This window comes from Streptomyces solitudinis, from assembly GCF_036323765.1.
Taxonomy (GTDB): domain Bacteria; phylum Actinomycetota; class Actinomycetes; order Streptomycetales; family Streptomycetaceae; genus Streptomyces.
In genome coordinates this window covers 48,733-64,814 of record NZ_JAZDCW010000010.1, presented here as the reverse complement: position 1 = coordinate 64,814, position 16,082 = coordinate 48,733, and the positions used below count along the sequence as shown (strand labels likewise).

The following is a 16,082-nucleotide window of genomic DNA, read 5'->3' as shown; positions in this document are numbered from 1 at the left end:
AAGGACCCCCTCTTGGCCGCCTCGCGCAACGCCTCGACCGTCAATTCGAACAACGGCGCCAGCACCGCACCGCTGCGTATCTCCTTCGCAAAGATCAAGGAGCCCCTCGGGGTTCCGAACCTCCTCGCGCTCCAGACCGAGAGCTTCGACTGGCTGCTCGGCAACGACGCCTGGAAGGGGCGCGTCGAGGCTGCGCTGGACCGCGGGGTGGACGTCCCCACCAAGTCCGGTCTGGAGGAGATCTTCGAGGAGATCTCCCCGATCGAGGACTTCTCCGGGTCGATGTCGCTGACCTTCCGCGACCACCGCTTCGAACCCCCGAAGAACTCCATCGACGAGTGCAAGGAGCGTGACTTCACCTACGCCGCTCCGCTCTTCGTCACCGCCGAGTTCACCAACAACGAGACCGGTGAGATCAAGTCCCAGACGGTCTTCATGGGCGACTTCCCGCTCATGACCAACAAGGGCACCTTCGTGATCAACGGCACCGAGCGTGTCGTGGTCTCGCAGCTCGTCCGCTCGCCGGGCGTCTACTTCGACAGCTCGCTGGACAAGACGTCCGACAAGGACATCTTCTCCGCCAAGGTCATCCCCTCCCGCGGCGCCTGGCTGGAGATGGAGATCGACAAGCGCGACATGGTCGGTGTGCGCATCGACCGCAAGCGCAAGCAGTCGGTCACCGTGCTCCTGAAGGCCCTGGGCTGGACGAACGACCAGATCCTGGAGGAGTTCGGCCAGTACGAGTCCATGCGCGCCACCCTGGAGAAGGACCACACCCAGGGCCAGGACGACGCGCTGCTGGACATCTACCGGAAGCTGCGTCCGGGCGAGCCGCCGACCAAGGAGGCCGCCCAGACCCTCCTGGAGAACCTGTACTTCAACCCCAAGCGCTACGACCTGGCCAAGGTCGGCCGGTACAAGATCAACAAGAAGCTCGGGGGGGACGAGCCGCTGGACTCCGGCGTGCTCACCACCGCCGACATCATCGCCACGATCAAGTACCTGGTGAAGCTGCACGCGGGCGAGACGGAGACGGTCAGCGCCGAGGGTGACGAGATCGTCGTCGAGACCGACGACATCGACCACTTCGGCAACCGCCGCCTGCGCAACGTCGGCGAGCTGATCCAGAACCAGGTGCGCACCGGCCTGGCGCGCATGGAGCGCGTCGTCCGCGAGCGGATGACGACGCAGGACGTCGAGGCGATCACGCCGCAGACGCTGATCAACATCCGGCCGGTCGTCGCCTCCATCAAGGAGTTCTTCGGCACCAGCCAGCTCTCCCAGTTCATGGACCAGACGAACCCGCTCTCGGGCCTGACCCACAAGCGCCGCCTGTCGGCGCTGGGCCCCGGCGGTCTGTCCCGTGAGCGGGCCGGCTTCGAGGTCCGTGACGTGCACCCCTCGCACTACGGCCGCATGTGCCCGATCGAGACGCCGGAAGGCCCGAACATCGGCCTGATCGGCTCGCTCGCCTCCTACGGCCGCGTCAACGCGTTCGGCTTCGTCGAGACGCCGTACCGCAAGGTCGTGGACGGCGTCGTCACCGACGAGGCGCACTACCTGACGGCCGACGAGGAGGACCGCTTCGTCATCGCGCAGGCCAACGCGCCGCTGACCGACGACATGCACTTCGCCGAGGCCCGCGTCCTGGTGCGCCGCCGCGGCGGCGAGGTCGACTACGTCACCGGCAACGAGGTCGACTACATGGACGTCTCGCCGCGCCAGATGGTGTCGGTGGCCACGGCCATGATCCCGTTCCTGGAGCACGACGACGCCAACCGCGCGCTCATGGGCTCGAACATGATGCGCCAGGCGGTGCCGCTGCTGAAGGCGGAGTCGCCGCTGGTCGGCACCGGCATGGAGTACCGCTCCGCGGTGGACGCCGGCGACGTCATCAAGGCCGAGAAGGACGGCGTGGTCCAGGAGGTCTCCGCCGACTACGTCACGGTCGCCAACGACGACGGCACCTACACCACGTACCGGATCGCCAAGTTCTACCGCTCCAACCAGGGCACGTCCTTCAACCAGAAGGTCGTCGTGGACGAGGGCGCCCGCATCATCGAGGGCCAGGTCCTCGCCGACGGCCCGTCCACCGAGAACGGCGAGATGGCGCTCGGCAAGAACCTGCTCGTGGCCTTCATGCCGTGGGAGGGCTACAACTACGAGGACGCGATCATCCTGTCGCAGCGCCTCGTGCAGGACGACGTCCTGTCCTCGATCCACATCGAGGAGCACGAGGTCGACGCCCGGGACACCAAGCTCGGCCCCGAGGAGATCACCCGGGACATCCCGAACGTCTCCGAGGAGGTCCTGGCCGACCTCGACGAGCGCGGCATCATCCGCATCGGCGCCGAGGTCGAGGCCGGGGACATCCTGGTCGGCAAGGTCACCCCGAAGGGTGAGACGGAGCTGACCCCGGAGGAGCGGCTGCTGCGCGCGATCTTCGGCGAGAAGGCCCGCGAGGTCCGCGACACGTCGCTGAAGGTGCCGCACGGCGAGACCGGCAAGGTCATCGGCGTCCGCGTCTTCGACCGCGAGGAGGGCGACGAGCTGCCCCCGGGCGTCAACCAGCTCGTCCGCGTCTACGTGGCGCAGAAGCGCAAGATCACCGACGGTGACAAGCTCGCGGGCCGCCACGGCAACAAGGGCGTCATCTCCAAGATCCTCCCGGTCGAGGACATGCCGTTCACCGAGGACGGCACCCCGGTCGACGTCATCCTCAACCCGCTCGGCGTCCCGTCCCGGATGAACCCGGGCCAGGTCCTGGAGATCCACCTGGGCTGGCTCGCGTCGCAGGGCTGGAAGGTCGAGGGCAGCGAGGAGTGGATGGAGCGGCTGAAGGCCATCGGCGCCGACGAGGTCGCCCCGCGCACCAACGTCGCCACCCCGGTCTTCGACGGCGCCCGCGAGGACGAGCTGACGGGCCTGTTCGAACACGCTCTGCCCAACCGCGACGGCGACCGCGTGGTGCTGCCGTCCGGCAAGGCGCGGCTCTACGACGGCCGCTCCGGCGAGCCGTTCCCGGACCCGATCTCCATCGGCTACATGTACATCCTCAAGCTGCACCACCTGGTGGACGACAAGCTGCACGCCCGCTCCACCGGCCCGTACAGCATGATCACCCAGCAGCCGCTGGGTGGTAAGGCCCAGTTCGGCGGCCAGCGCTTCGGCGAGATGGAGGTGTGGGCGCTGGAGGCGTACGGCGCCGCCTACGCCCTCCAGGAGCTGCTGACCATCAAGTCCGACGACGTGACCGGCCGCGTGAAGGTCTACGAGGCCATCGTCAAGGGCGAGAACATCCCCGAGCCGGGCATCCCCGAGTCCTTCAAGGTGCTCATCAAGGAGATGCAGTCGCTCTGCCTCAACGTGGAGGTGCTGTCCTCGGACGGGATGTCGATCGAGATGCGCGACACCGACGAGGACGTCTTCCGCGCCGCGGAAGAGCTCGGTATCGACCTGTCCCGGCGCGAGCCGAGCAGCGTCGAAGAGGTCTGACGGGCCGGCCGGGGGCCGCACGCCGTGCGCGGCGGCGGCCCCCGGCCTCCCCGGGACCCCGTTCAGACCACAATTGACACGACCCTGAGAGGGATTGACGAGAGTGCTCGACGTCAACTTCTTCGACGAGCTGCGGATCGGCCTGGCCACCGCTGACGACATTCGTCAGTGGTCCCACGGCGAGGTCAAGAAGCCGGAGACCATCAACTACCGCACCCTCAAGCCGGAAAAGGACGGGCTCTTCTGCGAGAAGATCTTCGGCCCCACCCGGGACTGGGAGTGCTACTGCGGCAAGTACAAGCGCGTCCGCTTCAAGGGCATCATCTGTGAGCGCTGCGGCGTCGAGGTGACCCGCGCCAAGGTGCGCCGTGAGCGGATGGGCCACATCGAACTGGCCGCCCCCGTCACCCACATCTGGTACTTCAAGGGCGTTCCGTCCCGGCTGGGCTACCTGCTGGACCTCGCTCCGAAGGACCTGGAGAAGGTCATCTACTTCGCCGCGTACATGATCACGTACGTGGACGAGGAGCGCCGCACGCGCGACCTGCCGTCGCTGGAGGCCCACGTCTCCGTCGAGCGCCAGCAGATCGAGCAGCGCCGCGACGCCGACCTGGAGGCCCGCGCCAAGAAGCAGGAGGGCGACCTCGCCGAGCTGGAGGCCGAGGGCGCCAAGGCGGACGTGCGCCGCAAGGTGCGCGAGGGTGCCGAGCGCGAGATGAAGCAGCTCCGCGACCGCGCCCAGCGCGAGATCGACCGCCTGGACGAGGTGTGGAACCGCTTCAAGAACCTCAAGGTCCAGGACCTGGAGGGTGACGAGCTGCTCTACCGCGAGCTGCGCGACCGGTTCGGCACCTACTTCGACGGTTCCATGGGCGCCGCCGCGCTCCAGAAGCGCCTGGAGACGTTCGACCTGGACGAGGAGGCCGAGCGCCTCCGCGAGATCATCCGCACCGGCAAGGGCCAGAAGAAGACCCGCGCCCTCAAGCGGCTCAAGGTCGTCTCCGCGTTCCTGCAGACGTCCAACAGCCCCAAGGGCATGGTGCTGGACTGCGTCCCGGTCATCCCGCCGGACCTGCGTCCGATGGTGCAGCTGGACGGTGGCCGCTTCGCCACCTCCGACCTGAACGACCTGTACCGCCGCGTCATCAACCGGAACAACCGCCTGAAGCGGCTTCTCGACCTCGGCGCGCCCGAGATCATCGTGAACAACGAGAAGCGCATGCTCCAGGAGGCCGTGGACGCGCTCTTCGACAACGGCCGCCGCGGCCGCCCGGTGACGGGCCCCGGCAACCGTCCGCTGAAGTCGCTGTCCGACATGCTCAAGGGCAAGCAGGGCCGCTTCCGCCAGAACCTGCTGGGCAAGCGCGTCGACTACTCGGCCCGTTCGGTGATCGTCGTCGGCCCGCAGCTCAAGCTGCACCAGTGCGGGCTGCCCAAGGCGATGGCCCTGGAGCTGTTCAAGCCGTTCGTGATGAAGCGCCTGGTGGACCTGAACCACGCGCAGAACATCAAGTCGGCCAAGCGCATGGTCGAGCGCCAGCGCACCGTGGTGTACGACGTCCTCGAAGAGGTCATCGCCGAGCACCCGGTGCTGCTGAACCGCGCCCCGACCCTGCACCGTCTGGGCATCCAGGCGTTCGAGCCGCAGCTCGTCGAGGGCAAGGCCATCCAGATTCACCCGCTCGTGTGCACCGCGTTCAACGCGGACTTCGACGGTGACCAGATGGCCGTGCACCTGCCGCTGTCCGCGGAGGCGCAGGCCGAGGCCCGCATCCTGATGCTGTCCTCGAACAACATCCTCAAGCCCGCCGACGGCCGTCCGGTCACCATGCCCACGCAGGACATGGTGCTGGGCCTGTTCTTCCTGTCCTCCGAGGCCGGGGAGCGGGAGATCAAGGGCGCGGGCCGGTCGTTCGCCTCGACCGCCGAGGCGATCATGGCCTTCGACGCCGGGGGGCTGTCGCTCCAGGCCGAGGTCGACATCCGCTTCCCGATCGGCTCCGTCCCGCCGCTGGGCTGGACGCCGCCGGAGCCGGAGGAGGACGAGACGCCGTGGCAGCCCGGTGACGGCTTCCGGCTGCGGACGACCCTGGGCCGGGCGCTCTTCAACGAGCTGCTGCCCGAGGAGTTCCCCTTCGTCAACTACGCGGTCGGCAAGAAGCAGCTCTCCCAGATCGTCAACGACCTGGCCGAGCGCTACCCGAAGGTGGCCGTCGCCGCGACCCTGGACAACCTCAAGTCCGCCGGTTACTTCTGGGCCACCCGGTCCGGCGTGACCATCGCGATCTCCGACGTCGTCGTGCCCGAGGCGAAGAAGGAGATCATCGCGGGCTACGAGGCCCAGGACGAGAAGGTCCAGAAGCAGTACGAGCGGGGCCTGATCACCAAGGACGAGCGCTCGCAGGAGCTGATCGGCATCTGGACCAAGGCGACCAACGAGGTCGCCGAGGCGATGAACGCGAACTTCCCGAAGGACAACCCCATCTTCATGATGGTGGACTCGGGCGCGCGCGGAAACATGATGCAGATGCGGCAGATCGCCGGTATGCGCGGTCTGGTGTCCAACGCGAAGAACGAGACCATCCCGCGGCCGATCAAGGCGTCGTTCCGCGAGGGTCTGTCCGTGCTGGAGTACTTCATCTCCACGCACGGCGCCCGCAAGGGCCTCGCGGACACCGCCCTGCGGACCGCCGACTCGGGTTACCTCACCCGTCGTCTGGTGGACGTCTCCCAGGACGTGATCATCCGCGAGGAGGACTGCGGCACCGAGCGCGGCCTCAAGCTGGCCATCGCCACCACAGGTGCGGACGGCGTCCTGCGCAAGACCGAGGACGTCGAGACGAGCGTGTACGCGCGCTGCCTCGCCGAGGACATCGTCGTGGACGGCAAGGTGCTGGCCCCGGCCGGCACCGACCTGGGCGACGTGCTCATCGACGAGCTGGTCCGGCACGGCGTCGAGACGGTCAAGACCCGCTCGGTCCTCACCTGCGAGTCCGCGGTGGGCACCTGCGCCATGTGCTACGGCCGCTCCCTGGCCACCGGCAAGCTGGTGGACATCGGCGAGGCCGTCGGCATCATCGCCGCCCAGTCCATCGGTGAGCCCGGCACGCAGCTCACGATGCGGACCTTCCACACCGGTGGTGTGGCCGGTGACGACATCACCCAGGGTCTGCCGCGTGTCGTCGAGCTGTTCGAGGCGCGCACCCCGAAGGGTGTCGCCCCGATCACCGAGTCCGCGGGCCGGGTGCGCATCGAGGAGACCGAGAAGACGAAGAAGGTCGTCGTCACGCCGGACGACGGGTCCGACGAGATGGCCTACCCCGTCTCCAAGCGCTCCCGTCTGCTGGTGGGCGAGGGCGACCACGTCACCGTCGGCCAGCCGCTGACCGTCGGCGCGGCCAACCCGCACGACGTGCTGCGCATCCTCGGCCAGCGCCAGGTGCAGATCCACCTGGTCGGCGAGGTGCAGAAGGTCTACAACTCGCAGGGTGTGTCGATCCACGACAAGCACATCGAGATCATCATCCGGCAGATGCTGCGCCGGGTGACGATCATCGAGTCGGGTGACGCGGAGCTGCTGCCCGGCGAGCTGGTGGAGCGCTCGAAGTTCGAGAGCGAGAACCGCCGCGTCGTGGCGGAAGGCGGCCACCCGGCCTCCGGCCGTCCGCAGCTCATGGGCATCACCAAGGCCTCGCTGGCCACCGAGTCGTGGCTGTCGGCGGCGTCCTTCCAGGAGACGACCAGGGTCCTCACCGACGCGGCGATCAACGCCAAGTCGGACTCCCTGATCGGCCTCAAGGAGAACGTCATCATCGGCAAGCTCATCCCGGCCGGTACGGGCCTGTCCCGCTACCGCAACATCCGGGTCGAGCCCACCGAGGAGGCGAAGGCCGCGATGTACTCGGCCGTCGGCTACGACGACATCGACTACTCGCCGTTCGGCACCGGCTCCGGCCAGGCCGTGCCGCTGGAGGACTACGACTACGGTCCGTACAACCAGTAAGGCGCGTCGCACGTCCGCAGGGCGGTTCCCTTCCGGGGGAGCCGCCCTGCGGCGTGTCCGGCCGTTCGGCGTGTCCGGCCGTTCGGTCGCCCGAGCGTCCGTCCGCCGGGGCGTGACGGGTGGTCGCGGAACTCGCGGGGGCGCGCACGCGTCAGGGACAATGGGGGGCAAGGTCGGGCCGTCACGGGGAGGAGCTGGGCATGACGTATCCGGTGCAGGGCGGGGGACAGGCGTACATGCGGGCCTCGGACGCGGACCGCGAGCGGGCGGCGGACGTCCTGAAGGCCGGGTACGCCGAGGGGCGGCTCCTCCAGGACGAGTACGACCAGCGGCTGCACCAGGTGCACCGGGCCCGCACCTACGCGGAGATCCAGCCGCTCATCAGCGACCTCCCGCAGGGCCCGGTGCCCGCGCGGGCGCCCGCCCCGGCCCCCGTGTCCGCGCCGGTGCCGGTGCCGTACGCGCGTCCCGTCGCGCCGGCGGCCTACTGGGCGGGGCAGCCGCGTCCGGTGCCGCCGCCCACCAGCGGCTGGGCGATCGCCTCGCTGGTGTGCGCCGTCACGGCCCCGGCCTGGGGCGTGACGGCTCTGCCCGCCGTCATCACCGGCCACATCGCCAAGGCGGAGATCCGCAGGACCGGCAAGCAGGGCGACGGGTACGCGACGGCGGGCCTGGTCGTGGGGTACCTGGGGCTCGCCCTCGGCGTGCTGCTGGTGCTGTTCTTCGTCGCCGCCGTCTGACGCCCCCTTCCGCGCGGGAGGGGGTGCTGGCTACCGTGGTCGGGCCGGGCGGGGCTCGCCCGGAATTCCGTGCTGCTCCGTGCGCGTCGTTCTCTTTTGACCGGAGCGCATGCGGTAGGTACGCTCTGACCTTGTGCCTGGGGTGTCCCCTGCGCTGCTTCGGCTGCTCATCGTGGCCGGGGCGCGTGGTCGGCGACACCGGACCGCACGATCCCCACGCCGGTGAGTTCTCACGCTGCGGGGGTCGGCTGGTTCCGACACACCCGACCGCGTGGGTCGGAGGTGGTGGCCCAGGTTAGCTTCACCGAGACGGCACACAGAAACCGGAGAAACTGTGCCTACGATCCAGCAGCTGGTCCGGAAGGGCCGGCAGGACAAGGTCGAGAAGAACAAGACGCCCGCGCTGGAGGGTTCGCCCCAGCGCCGCGGCGTCTGCACGCGTGTCTTCACCACCACCCCGAAGAAGCCGAACTCGGCCCTGCGTAAGGTCGCGCGTGTGCGTCTGACCAGCGGGATCGAGGTCACGGCCTACATTCCGGGTGAGGGTCACAACCTGCAGGAGCACTCGATCGTGCTCGTGCGCGGTGGTCGTGTGAAGGACCTGCCGGGTGTTCGCTACAAGATCATCCGCGGCTCGCTCGACACCCAGGGCGTCAAGAACCGCAAGCAGGCCCGCAGCCGCTACGGCGCCAAGAAGGAGAAGTAAGAATGCCTCGTAAGGGCCCTGCCCGTAAGCGACCGGTTCACATCGACCCGGTCTACGGCTCTCCTCTGGTGACGTCCCTCATCAACAAGGTGCTGCTCAACGGCAAGCGCTCCACCGCCGAGCGCATCGTCTACGGCGCGATGGAGGGCCTGCGGGAGAAGTCCGGCAACGACCCGGTCATCACCCTCAAGCGCGCGCTGGAGAACGTGAAGCCGACCCTCGAGGTCCGCTCCCGCCGCGTCGGTGGCGCCACCTACCAGGTCCCGGTCGAGGTGCGCCCCGGCCGCTCGTCGACGCTCGCGCTGCGCTGGATCGTGGGGTACTCCCGCGCCCGCCGCGAGAAGACGATGACCGAGCGCCTGATGAACGAGCTGCTCGACGCCTCCAACGGGCTCGGTGCCGCCGTGAAGAAGCGCGAGGACACCCACAAGATGGCCGAGTCCAACAAGGCCTTCGCGCACTACCGCTGGTAGTCGCTACCCCCATCGAGACCGAGAGAAGACTGAAGCCTTATGGCTACCACTTCACTTGACCTGGCCAAGGTCCGCAACATCGGGATCATGGCCCACATCGACGCGGGCAAGACGACCACCACCGAGCGGATCCTGTACTACACCGGCGTCAGCTACAAGATCGGTGAGGTCCACGACGGCGCCGCCACGATGGACTGGATGGCGCAGGAGCAGGAACGCGGCATCACGATCACGTCCGCCGCGACGACCTGCCACTGGCCGCTGGACAACATCGACCACACCATCAACATCATCGACACCCCGGGTCACGTCGACTTCACCGTCGAGGTGGAGCGCTCGCTGCGCGTGCTCGACGGTGCCGTGACGGTGTTCGACGGTGTCGCCGGTGTGGAGCCGCAGTCCGAGACGGTGTGGCGTCAGGCGGACCGCTACGGCGTGCCGCGCATCTGCTTCGTCAACAAGCTCGACCGCACCGGCGCCGAGTTCCACCGCTGCGTCGACATGATCGTCGACCGCCTCGGTGCGGTGCCGCTGGTCATGCAGCTCCCGATCGGCGCCGAGGCCGACTTCAAGGGCGTCGTCGACCTGGTGCGCATGAAGGCACTCGTCTGGTCCGCCGAGACGGCGCTGGGCGAGGCGTACGACACGGTCGAGATCCCCGACACCCACACGGAGGCCGCCGCCGAGTACCGCGGCAAGCTCCTGGAGGCCGTCGCGGAGAACGACGAGGAGATGATGGAGCTGTACCTGGAGGGCCAGGAGCCCACCGAGGAGCAGCTCATCGCCGCCATCCGCCGCGTCACGCTCGCGTCCACGGGAGCCGAGGGCACCATCACGGTCACCCCGGTGTTCTGCGGGACCGCGTTCAAGAACAAGGGCGTGCAGCCCCTGCTCGACGCGGTCGTGCGGTACCTCCCGTCGCCGCTGGACGTCGAGGCCGTCGAGGGCCAGTCCGTCAAGGACGCCGAGGAGATCATCAAGCGCCGTCCCTCCGACGAGGAGCCGATGGCCGCCCTGGCGTTCAAGATCGCGAGCGACCCCCACCTGGGCAAGCTCACGTTCATCCGCGTCTACTCCGGCCGTCTGACCGCCGGCACCCAGGTGCTGAACCCGGTCAAGGGCAAGAAGGAGCGGATCGGCAAGATCTACCGGATGCACGCGAACAAGCGTGAGGAGATCGACTCGGTGGGCGCCGGCGACATCGTCGCCGTCATGGGTCTGAAGCAGACCACCACCGGCGAGACCCTCTGCGACGCGTCGGACCCGGTGATCCTGGAGTCCATGGACTTCCCGGCCCCGGTGATCGAGGTCGCCATCGAGCCGAAGTCCAAGGGCGACCAGGAGAAGCTGGGCGTCGCCATCCAGCGGCTGGCCGAGGAGGACCCGTCCTTCCAGGTCAAGACCGACGAGGAGACCGGCCAGACGATCATCGCGGGCATGGGCGAGCTGCACCTGGACGTGCTGGTCGACCGCATGAAGCGCGAGTTCAAGGTCGAGGCCAACGTCGGCAAGCCGCAGGTGGCCTACCGCGAGACGCTGCGCAAGCAGGTCGACAAGCACGACTACACGCACAAGAAGCAGACTGGTGGTTCCGGCCAGTTCGCCAAGGTGCAGATCGCGATCGAGCCGCTCGAAGGCGACGGGTACGAGTTCGTCAACAAGATCACCGGTGGCCGCATCCCGCGGGAGTACATCCCGTCCGTGGACGCCGGCTGCCAGGAGGCCATGGAGTTCGGCGTCCTGGCGGGCTACCCGCTCACCGGGGTCCGCGTGACGCTGCTCGACGGCGCCTACCACGAGGTCGACTCCTCCGAGATGGCCTTCAAGATCGCCGGTTCCATGGCCTTCAAGGAGGCCGCCCGCAAGGCCGGTCCGGCCCTGCTGGAGCCGATGATGAAGGTCGAGGTCACCACGCCCGAGGACTACATGGGCGACGTGATCGGCGACATCAACTCCCGGCGCGGTCAGATCCAGTCCATGGAGGACCGGGGCGGTGCCAAGCTCGTCACGGGCCTGGTCCCGCTGTCGGAGATGTTCGGCTACGTGGGTGACCTGAGGAGCAAGACCTCCGGCCGCGCGAGCTACTCCATGCAGTTCGACTCCTACGCCGAGGTTCCGCGGAGCGTCAGCGAGGAGATCATCGCGAAGGCCCGGGGCGAGTGACGTCGGTTCGACGTCGTCGTCTCACCCCTTAGGCTGTAGCACAAAGGCATTCGGGGCATCCGGCGCAGAACGTGCGAGCGTTCCGCGCCGGGGCCCCGGTCGCCAGACCTGAAGAACGAACGGGTCAAGGGCGTCCCCCTCGGGGTCCTGGCTTGTTCGGTACCCACCTGAAACCTCTCGCAGAGTGCGGGGGGCGTACAGCACCAGTCCATCAGGAGGACCCCAGTGGCGAAGGCGAAGTTCGAGCGGACTAAGCCGCACGTCAACATCGGCACCATCGGTCACATCGACCACGGTAAGACCACCCTCACGGCGGCCATTACCAAGGTGCTGCACGACCAGTTCCCGGACCTGAACGAGGCTTCTGCGTTCGAGAACATCGACAAGGCGCCCGAGGAGCGTCAGCGCGGTATCACCATCTCCATCGCGCACGTCGAGTACCAGACGGACAGCCGTCACTACGCCCACGTCGACTGCCCGGGTCACGCGGACTACATCAAGAACATGATCACCGGTGCCGCCCAGATGGACGGCGCCATCCTCGTGGTCGCCGCCACCGACGGCCCGATGCCGCAGACCAAGGAGCACGTGCTCCTGGCCCGCCAGGTCGGCGTTCCGTACATCGTCGTCGCCCTGAACAAGGCCGACATGGTGGACGACGAGGAGATCCTGGAGCTCGTCGAGCTCGAGGTCCGCGAGCTGCTCTCCGAGTACGAGTTCCCCGGTGACGACGTTCCGGTCATCAAGGTCTCGGCGCTCAAGGCGCTCGAGGGCGACGCCGAGTGGGGCCAGTCCGTGCTGGAGCTCATGAAGGCGGTCGACGAGTCGATCCCGCAGCCCGAGCGCGACACCGACAAGCCGTTCCTGATGCCGATCGAGGACGTCTTCACCATCACCGGTCGCGGTACGGTCGTCACCGGCCGCATCGAGCGTGGTGTCCTCAAGGTCAACGAGAACGTCGACATCATCGGCATCAAGCAGGAGAAGACCTCCACCACGGTCACCGGCATCGAGATGTTCCGGAAGCTGCTGGACGAGGGCCAGGCCGGTGAGAACGTCGGTCTGCTGCTCCGCGGCATCAAGCGCGAGGACGTCGAGCGCGGCCAGGTCATCATCAAGCCGGGCTCGGTCACCCCGCACACGGAGTTCGAGGCGCAGGCGTACATCCTGTCGAAGGACGAGGGTGGCCGCCACACCCCGTTCTTCAACAACTACCGCCCGCAGTTCTACTTCCGTACCACGGACGTGACCGGCGTCGTGACCCTCCCCGAGGGCACCGAGATGGTCATGCCGGGCGACAACACTGAGATGAAGGTCGAACTCATCCAGCCCGTCGCCATGGAGGAGGGCCTGAAGTTCGCCATCCGTGAGGGTGGCCGGACGGTGGGCGCCGGCCAGGTCACCAAGATCGTCAAGTGATCTGACGGCTCCTTCGAGCCAGCCCGACGGAAGGGCCCGCGCGACGTTCGTCGCGCGGGCCCTTCCGCACGTCCGGGCAGGCCGCCGGGGCGGGTGACGTGCGGGCGCGGACCGGCGTCACCCGGCCGGGTGAGCCGGAGCCAGCCCCCGGGCCGGCGCCCGCACGGCCCGGCCCCCGAACTGGCGGAATACGCCCTGACCTGCGCAGCCGCGACCCTGGTAGACAGTTCCCGGGCGTCGCCGGTGCGGCGGCGGCCGGGTGACCGGGGAGGAGAGCGGCATGACGGGGTGGGACCTCCATCCGTCCCAGATCAACGACGTCCTGCGCCGGACGCTTGAGGTGGCCGAGAAGCTGGAGGGGCAGGCCCGCTCCTACGGCGGCCACCTCGAATCCGCGGCGACGTCGGCGGGAACGCTGGCCATGCCGGGGGAGCCCCCTCCGGCCGCGGGCCTGGTCGGAGCGGCGCTCGGCGAGTTCGCCGAGCGGACGCGGAACGACCTGCTGTTCATCGCCGTCCGCTCCGCCAGGTCCCTGGACGGCGCCGGGCTGGCCGCCCGCGCGTACCTCTCCGGTGACGTCGAGATGGCCGAGGAGTGGATGCGCCACGCGGCCGCACCGGTGACGGCCATGGACCTCCACGCGCCGACCGCCGAGGAGACCGCACAACGCCGGGGCGGTGCGTGACCGGCGGCCTCGTCGACCCCGCCGGAATCCCGGACTTCACCGGCAGCTTCGAGCAACTGCACGAGGACGTCACCGCGCTCCGCGCGGACGCACGGGCCGTCCGCAGCACCGGAACCGGCGTGCACACCACGTTCCAGGGCCTGTCGGCCTGCTACACCGCCCCGGAGGCGCGGCAGCTGTTCGCCAGCACCCAATCGGTGGCCGAGCGCGCCGACGGCTTCGCCGACGACCTGGAGGCGGTCAGCGGCGCCCTGCACGACTTCGTCCGGCAGGCGCGGCCACTTGTCGAACGGCTCCGGCGGCTCAAGGAGGAGGCGGCGGAGTTCGTCACCTCGGTCAGCGGCGACGACGAGTGGGCCTACGACGAGGACCGGGTCGGGCGCAACGCGGACCTCATCCGGCAGGTGTCCGCGACCGTCGCGGAGTTCTGGGCGGCGGAACGGGAAGCAGCGAACCGGATCAGCGCGCTGACCGGCGGCCCGGTGTGGCGGGCGGACGACGGGACGGGCGGCGAGTACACCCACGGCCTGAGCGCTGAGGTGATGCGCGGGCTGGAGGAGACGCCCTGGGGCGTCCCGACAGAGCGGGAGCACGGGTGTGAGTAGTTGAGGTACAGGAAATCCCGGTGAGAACGATCATGGTCCGATCGGCGAGAGGGCGCTGACCCGGTTTCCGTACTCGCGGCGGGCCTTGCGCTGGGCCGGGATCGTTGGGGCGCCCTGTCCGCCGTCGAGCGGTTGGCAGCGGGCGAGAAGCCGGCGGTGCACGGCGGGGACTGCGGTAACGCGCAGGGTGTAGCCCTGGCCGCGCCGTACGGTCGTCCCCTGGTCGAGCGCGGCGCGCTCGGCGGGCTCCAGTTCGGTGGTGCGGAGGTAGTCGGCGACCTTGCCGGGCATGTCGAGGGTGACCGGCAGTTCCGGGGCAGGCGTGTCTTCCTCGTTGGCGGTGTGGTCGGGCAGGAGGTCGGCGACGGCCGTGCGGATCGCCCCGCGGCTGACGCCGTGGTCGCGGGCGAGGGCGGCGATGGAGCGGCCTTTCAGGTACGCGGTGCGCACGTCGGCGATCTTGTCGGCCGGGACGGCGGGGCGGCGTCCGCCCTTGTTGCCCTTGGCCTCGGCGGCGCGCAGTCCGTCGTAGGTCAGCTCGCGCTGGAGTTCGCCGGCGGCGGCGAGGGTCTGCACCATGAACTTCACGGTGGACAGCAGCTCGCTGGTGCGGGGGTGTCGGGCGGTGAGGTCCATGGCGGAGAACGCGCCGTCGTGGATGCGCAGCGCGAGGCGGTCGCGGTGCAGGACGTCGAGGACGTCGAGGATGTGGCCGGTGCCGCGCACGAGGCGGAACATCTCGGAGATGTGCACGGTGTCGCCAGGCCGCGCGTACACGAGGAGATCGCCGAACTTCGGGCGCTCAAGCGGGTGGAGGCGGCTGGAGGTGCCGGCCTCCTCCTCGAAGACGACCGGGTCCTCGATCCCGGCCTCGTCCAGGACGAGGTTCTGACGGTCGGTCGACTGCTGGTCCGTCGACACCCGCTTGTAGACCAGGTTGGCCACGTTCTTCCTCGTTCCTGTCGGCGCATCGGACCCGGACTGTCATCAAACCCTGTCGTCAGCCGTCATCGGATCCGATTGGATTCGCGCCGCCGTGGAGCCCCGGAAAGTCCGGGTTCATTGGACGCCTGTCGCGCCTGTCGTCATTCGTTCCTTTACCGACAGGGGGCACTCTGGCTGCCCCCGGTCCCTTGAGGTCTACGCGGGGCCCGGGGGCAGGTGGACGGTCATGATCAGGTGGCAGGTCTGGGTGCCCGTGCCGCGGTAGGTATGGGTGGTGTCGGCGTCGAAGGTGGCGGTCTGTCCGGCGGCGACGGGGTATTCGGTGCCGTCGACGACGAGGACCATCTCGCCGGCGGTGACGCTGACGGTCTCGGTGACGCCCGCCTGGTGCGGGTGGCTGGGGTACTCCTCGCCGGGTTCCAGGGTCCAGCGCCAGACTTCGGTGGCCGCCGGGCCGCCGGTGGTCAGCATGAGCCGGGCCTCGCTGCCGCGCTCGCCCTTCCACAGGGGCATGACGGCGTCGGCGCTGACCACCCGCACGCGCTGTTCGGGGCTGCCTTCCATCAGCGCGGAGACGGAGATGCCGAGGGTGTCGGCGAGGCGGACCAGGGTGGCGAAGTTGGGGTTGCCCTGGGCTTTCTCCAGTCCGACGAGAGCGCCCTTGCTGACCTTGGCGCGGCGGCCGAGTTCGTCCAGGGACAGTCCTGCGCGGGTGCGGGCCGCGCGGACGTTGTGCGCGAGCGTCCGCAGTGCCGCCTCGGTCTCGGCCATCGATTTCGTCCCTTCAGCAGGAGGTCGGTGTGCTGCACCCTCCGGTCGTTCGGTTGCCGACCTGCGGTCGGTGCGTT

The 16,082-nt window shown here is 68.8% G+C and carries 11 protein-coding genes; 9 read left to right on the top strand and 2 right to left on the bottom strand.

The window, feature by feature from the left end; translation table 11 throughout:
- The first annotated feature begins 12 nt into the window (after window positions 1-12).
- The 9 genes from rpoB (at window position 13) to V1J52_RS22470 (ending at window position 14,289) form a co-directional block, all read left to right on the top strand.
- Window positions 13-3,495: a DNA-directed RNA polymerase subunit beta gene (gene rpoB, locus V1J52_RS22510; protein WP_330141767.1), complete on the top strand. Its 3,483-nt coding sequence runs from the start codon at window positions 13-15 to the stop codon at window positions 3,493-3,495.
- A gap of 103 nt (window positions 3,496-3,598) precedes the next feature.
- Window positions 3,599-7,498, top strand: coding sequence for a DNA-directed RNA polymerase subunit beta' (locus V1J52_RS22505; RefSeq protein ID WP_330141893.1), 3,900 nt, complete (start codon window positions 3,599-3,601; stop codon window positions 7,496-7,498).
- A 200-nt stretch (window positions 7,499-7,698) separates the two neighbouring features.
- Window positions 7,699-8,238: a DUF1707 and DUF4190 domain-containing protein gene (locus tag V1J52_RS22500; RefSeq protein WP_330141766.1), complete on the top strand. Its 540-nt coding sequence runs from the start codon at window positions 7,699-7,701 to the stop codon at window positions 8,236-8,238.
- A gap of 334 nt (window positions 8,239-8,572) precedes the next feature.
- Window positions 8,573-8,944, top strand: a complete 372-nt coding sequence (rpsL, locus tag V1J52_RS22495; RefSeq protein WP_003948652.1) for a 30S ribosomal protein S12 — start codon at window positions 8,573-8,575, stop codon at window positions 8,942-8,944.
- 2 nt (window positions 8,945-8,946) lie between these two features.
- Complete coding sequence (gene rpsG, locus V1J52_RS22490; RefSeq protein WP_330141765.1) at window positions 8,947-9,417, top strand: 30S ribosomal protein S7; 471 nt, start codon at window positions 8,947-8,949, stop codon at window positions 9,415-9,417.
- A gap of 39 nt (window positions 9,418-9,456) precedes the next feature.
- Complete coding sequence (gene fusA, locus V1J52_RS22485) at window positions 9,457-11,580, top strand: elongation factor G (RefSeq protein WP_330141764.1); 2,124 nt, start codon at window positions 9,457-9,459, stop codon at window positions 11,578-11,580.
- A 225-nt stretch (window positions 11,581-11,805) separates the two neighbouring features.
- Window positions 11,806-12,999 (top strand): elongation factor Tu, encoded by a 1,194-nt coding sequence (gene tuf, locus V1J52_RS22480; protein WP_330141763.1) that lies wholly within the window; start codon window positions 11,806-11,808, stop codon window positions 12,997-12,999.
- 280 nt (window positions 13,000-13,279) lie between these two features.
- Window positions 13,280-13,684, top strand: a complete 405-nt coding sequence (locus tag V1J52_RS22475; protein WP_330141762.1) for a DUF6507 family protein — start codon at window positions 13,280-13,282, stop codon at window positions 13,682-13,684.
- Window positions 13,681-14,289, top strand: coding sequence for a hypothetical protein (locus tag V1J52_RS22470; RefSeq protein WP_330141761.1), 609 nt, complete (start codon window positions 13,681-13,683; stop codon window positions 14,287-14,289). The genes V1J52_RS22475 and V1J52_RS22470 overlap by 4 nt, the downstream gene beginning before the upstream one ends.
- Before the next feature lie 30 nt (window positions 14,290-14,319).
- On the opposite strand, the gene V1J52_RS22465 is transcribed toward V1J52_RS22470, so the two are convergent.
- Window positions 14,320-15,234 (bottom strand): recombinase family protein, encoded by a 915-nt coding sequence (locus tag V1J52_RS22465; protein ID WP_330141760.1) that lies wholly within the window; start codon window positions 15,232-15,234, stop codon window positions 14,320-14,322.
- A gap of 195 nt (window positions 15,235-15,429) precedes the next feature.
- Window positions 15,430-16,005, bottom strand: a complete 576-nt coding sequence (locus V1J52_RS22460) for a helix-turn-helix domain-containing protein (RefSeq protein ID WP_330141759.1) — start codon at window positions 16,003-16,005, stop codon at window positions 15,430-15,432.
- Window positions 16,006-16,082 lie beyond the last annotated feature (77 nt).

Coding starts and splice junctions, on each gene's coding strand:
- V1J52_RS22460 (WP_330141759.1), bottom strand. CDS start 16,005: ATGGCCGAGACCGAGGCGGCACTGCGGACGCTCGCGCACAACGTCCGC.
- fusA (WP_330141764.1), top strand. CDS start 9,457: ATGGCTACCACTTCACTTGACCTGGCCAAGGTCCGCAACATCGGGATC.
- V1J52_RS22475 (WP_330141762.1), top strand. CDS start 13,280: ATGACGGGGTGGGACCTCCATCCGTCCCAGATCAACGACGTCCTGCGC.
- rpsG (WP_330141765.1), top strand. CDS start 8,947: ATGCCTCGTAAGGGCCCTGCCCGTAAGCGACCGGTTCACATCGACCCG.
- V1J52_RS22500 (WP_330141766.1), top strand. CDS start 7,699: ATGACGTATCCGGTGCAGGGCGGGGGACAGGCGTACATGCGGGCCTCG.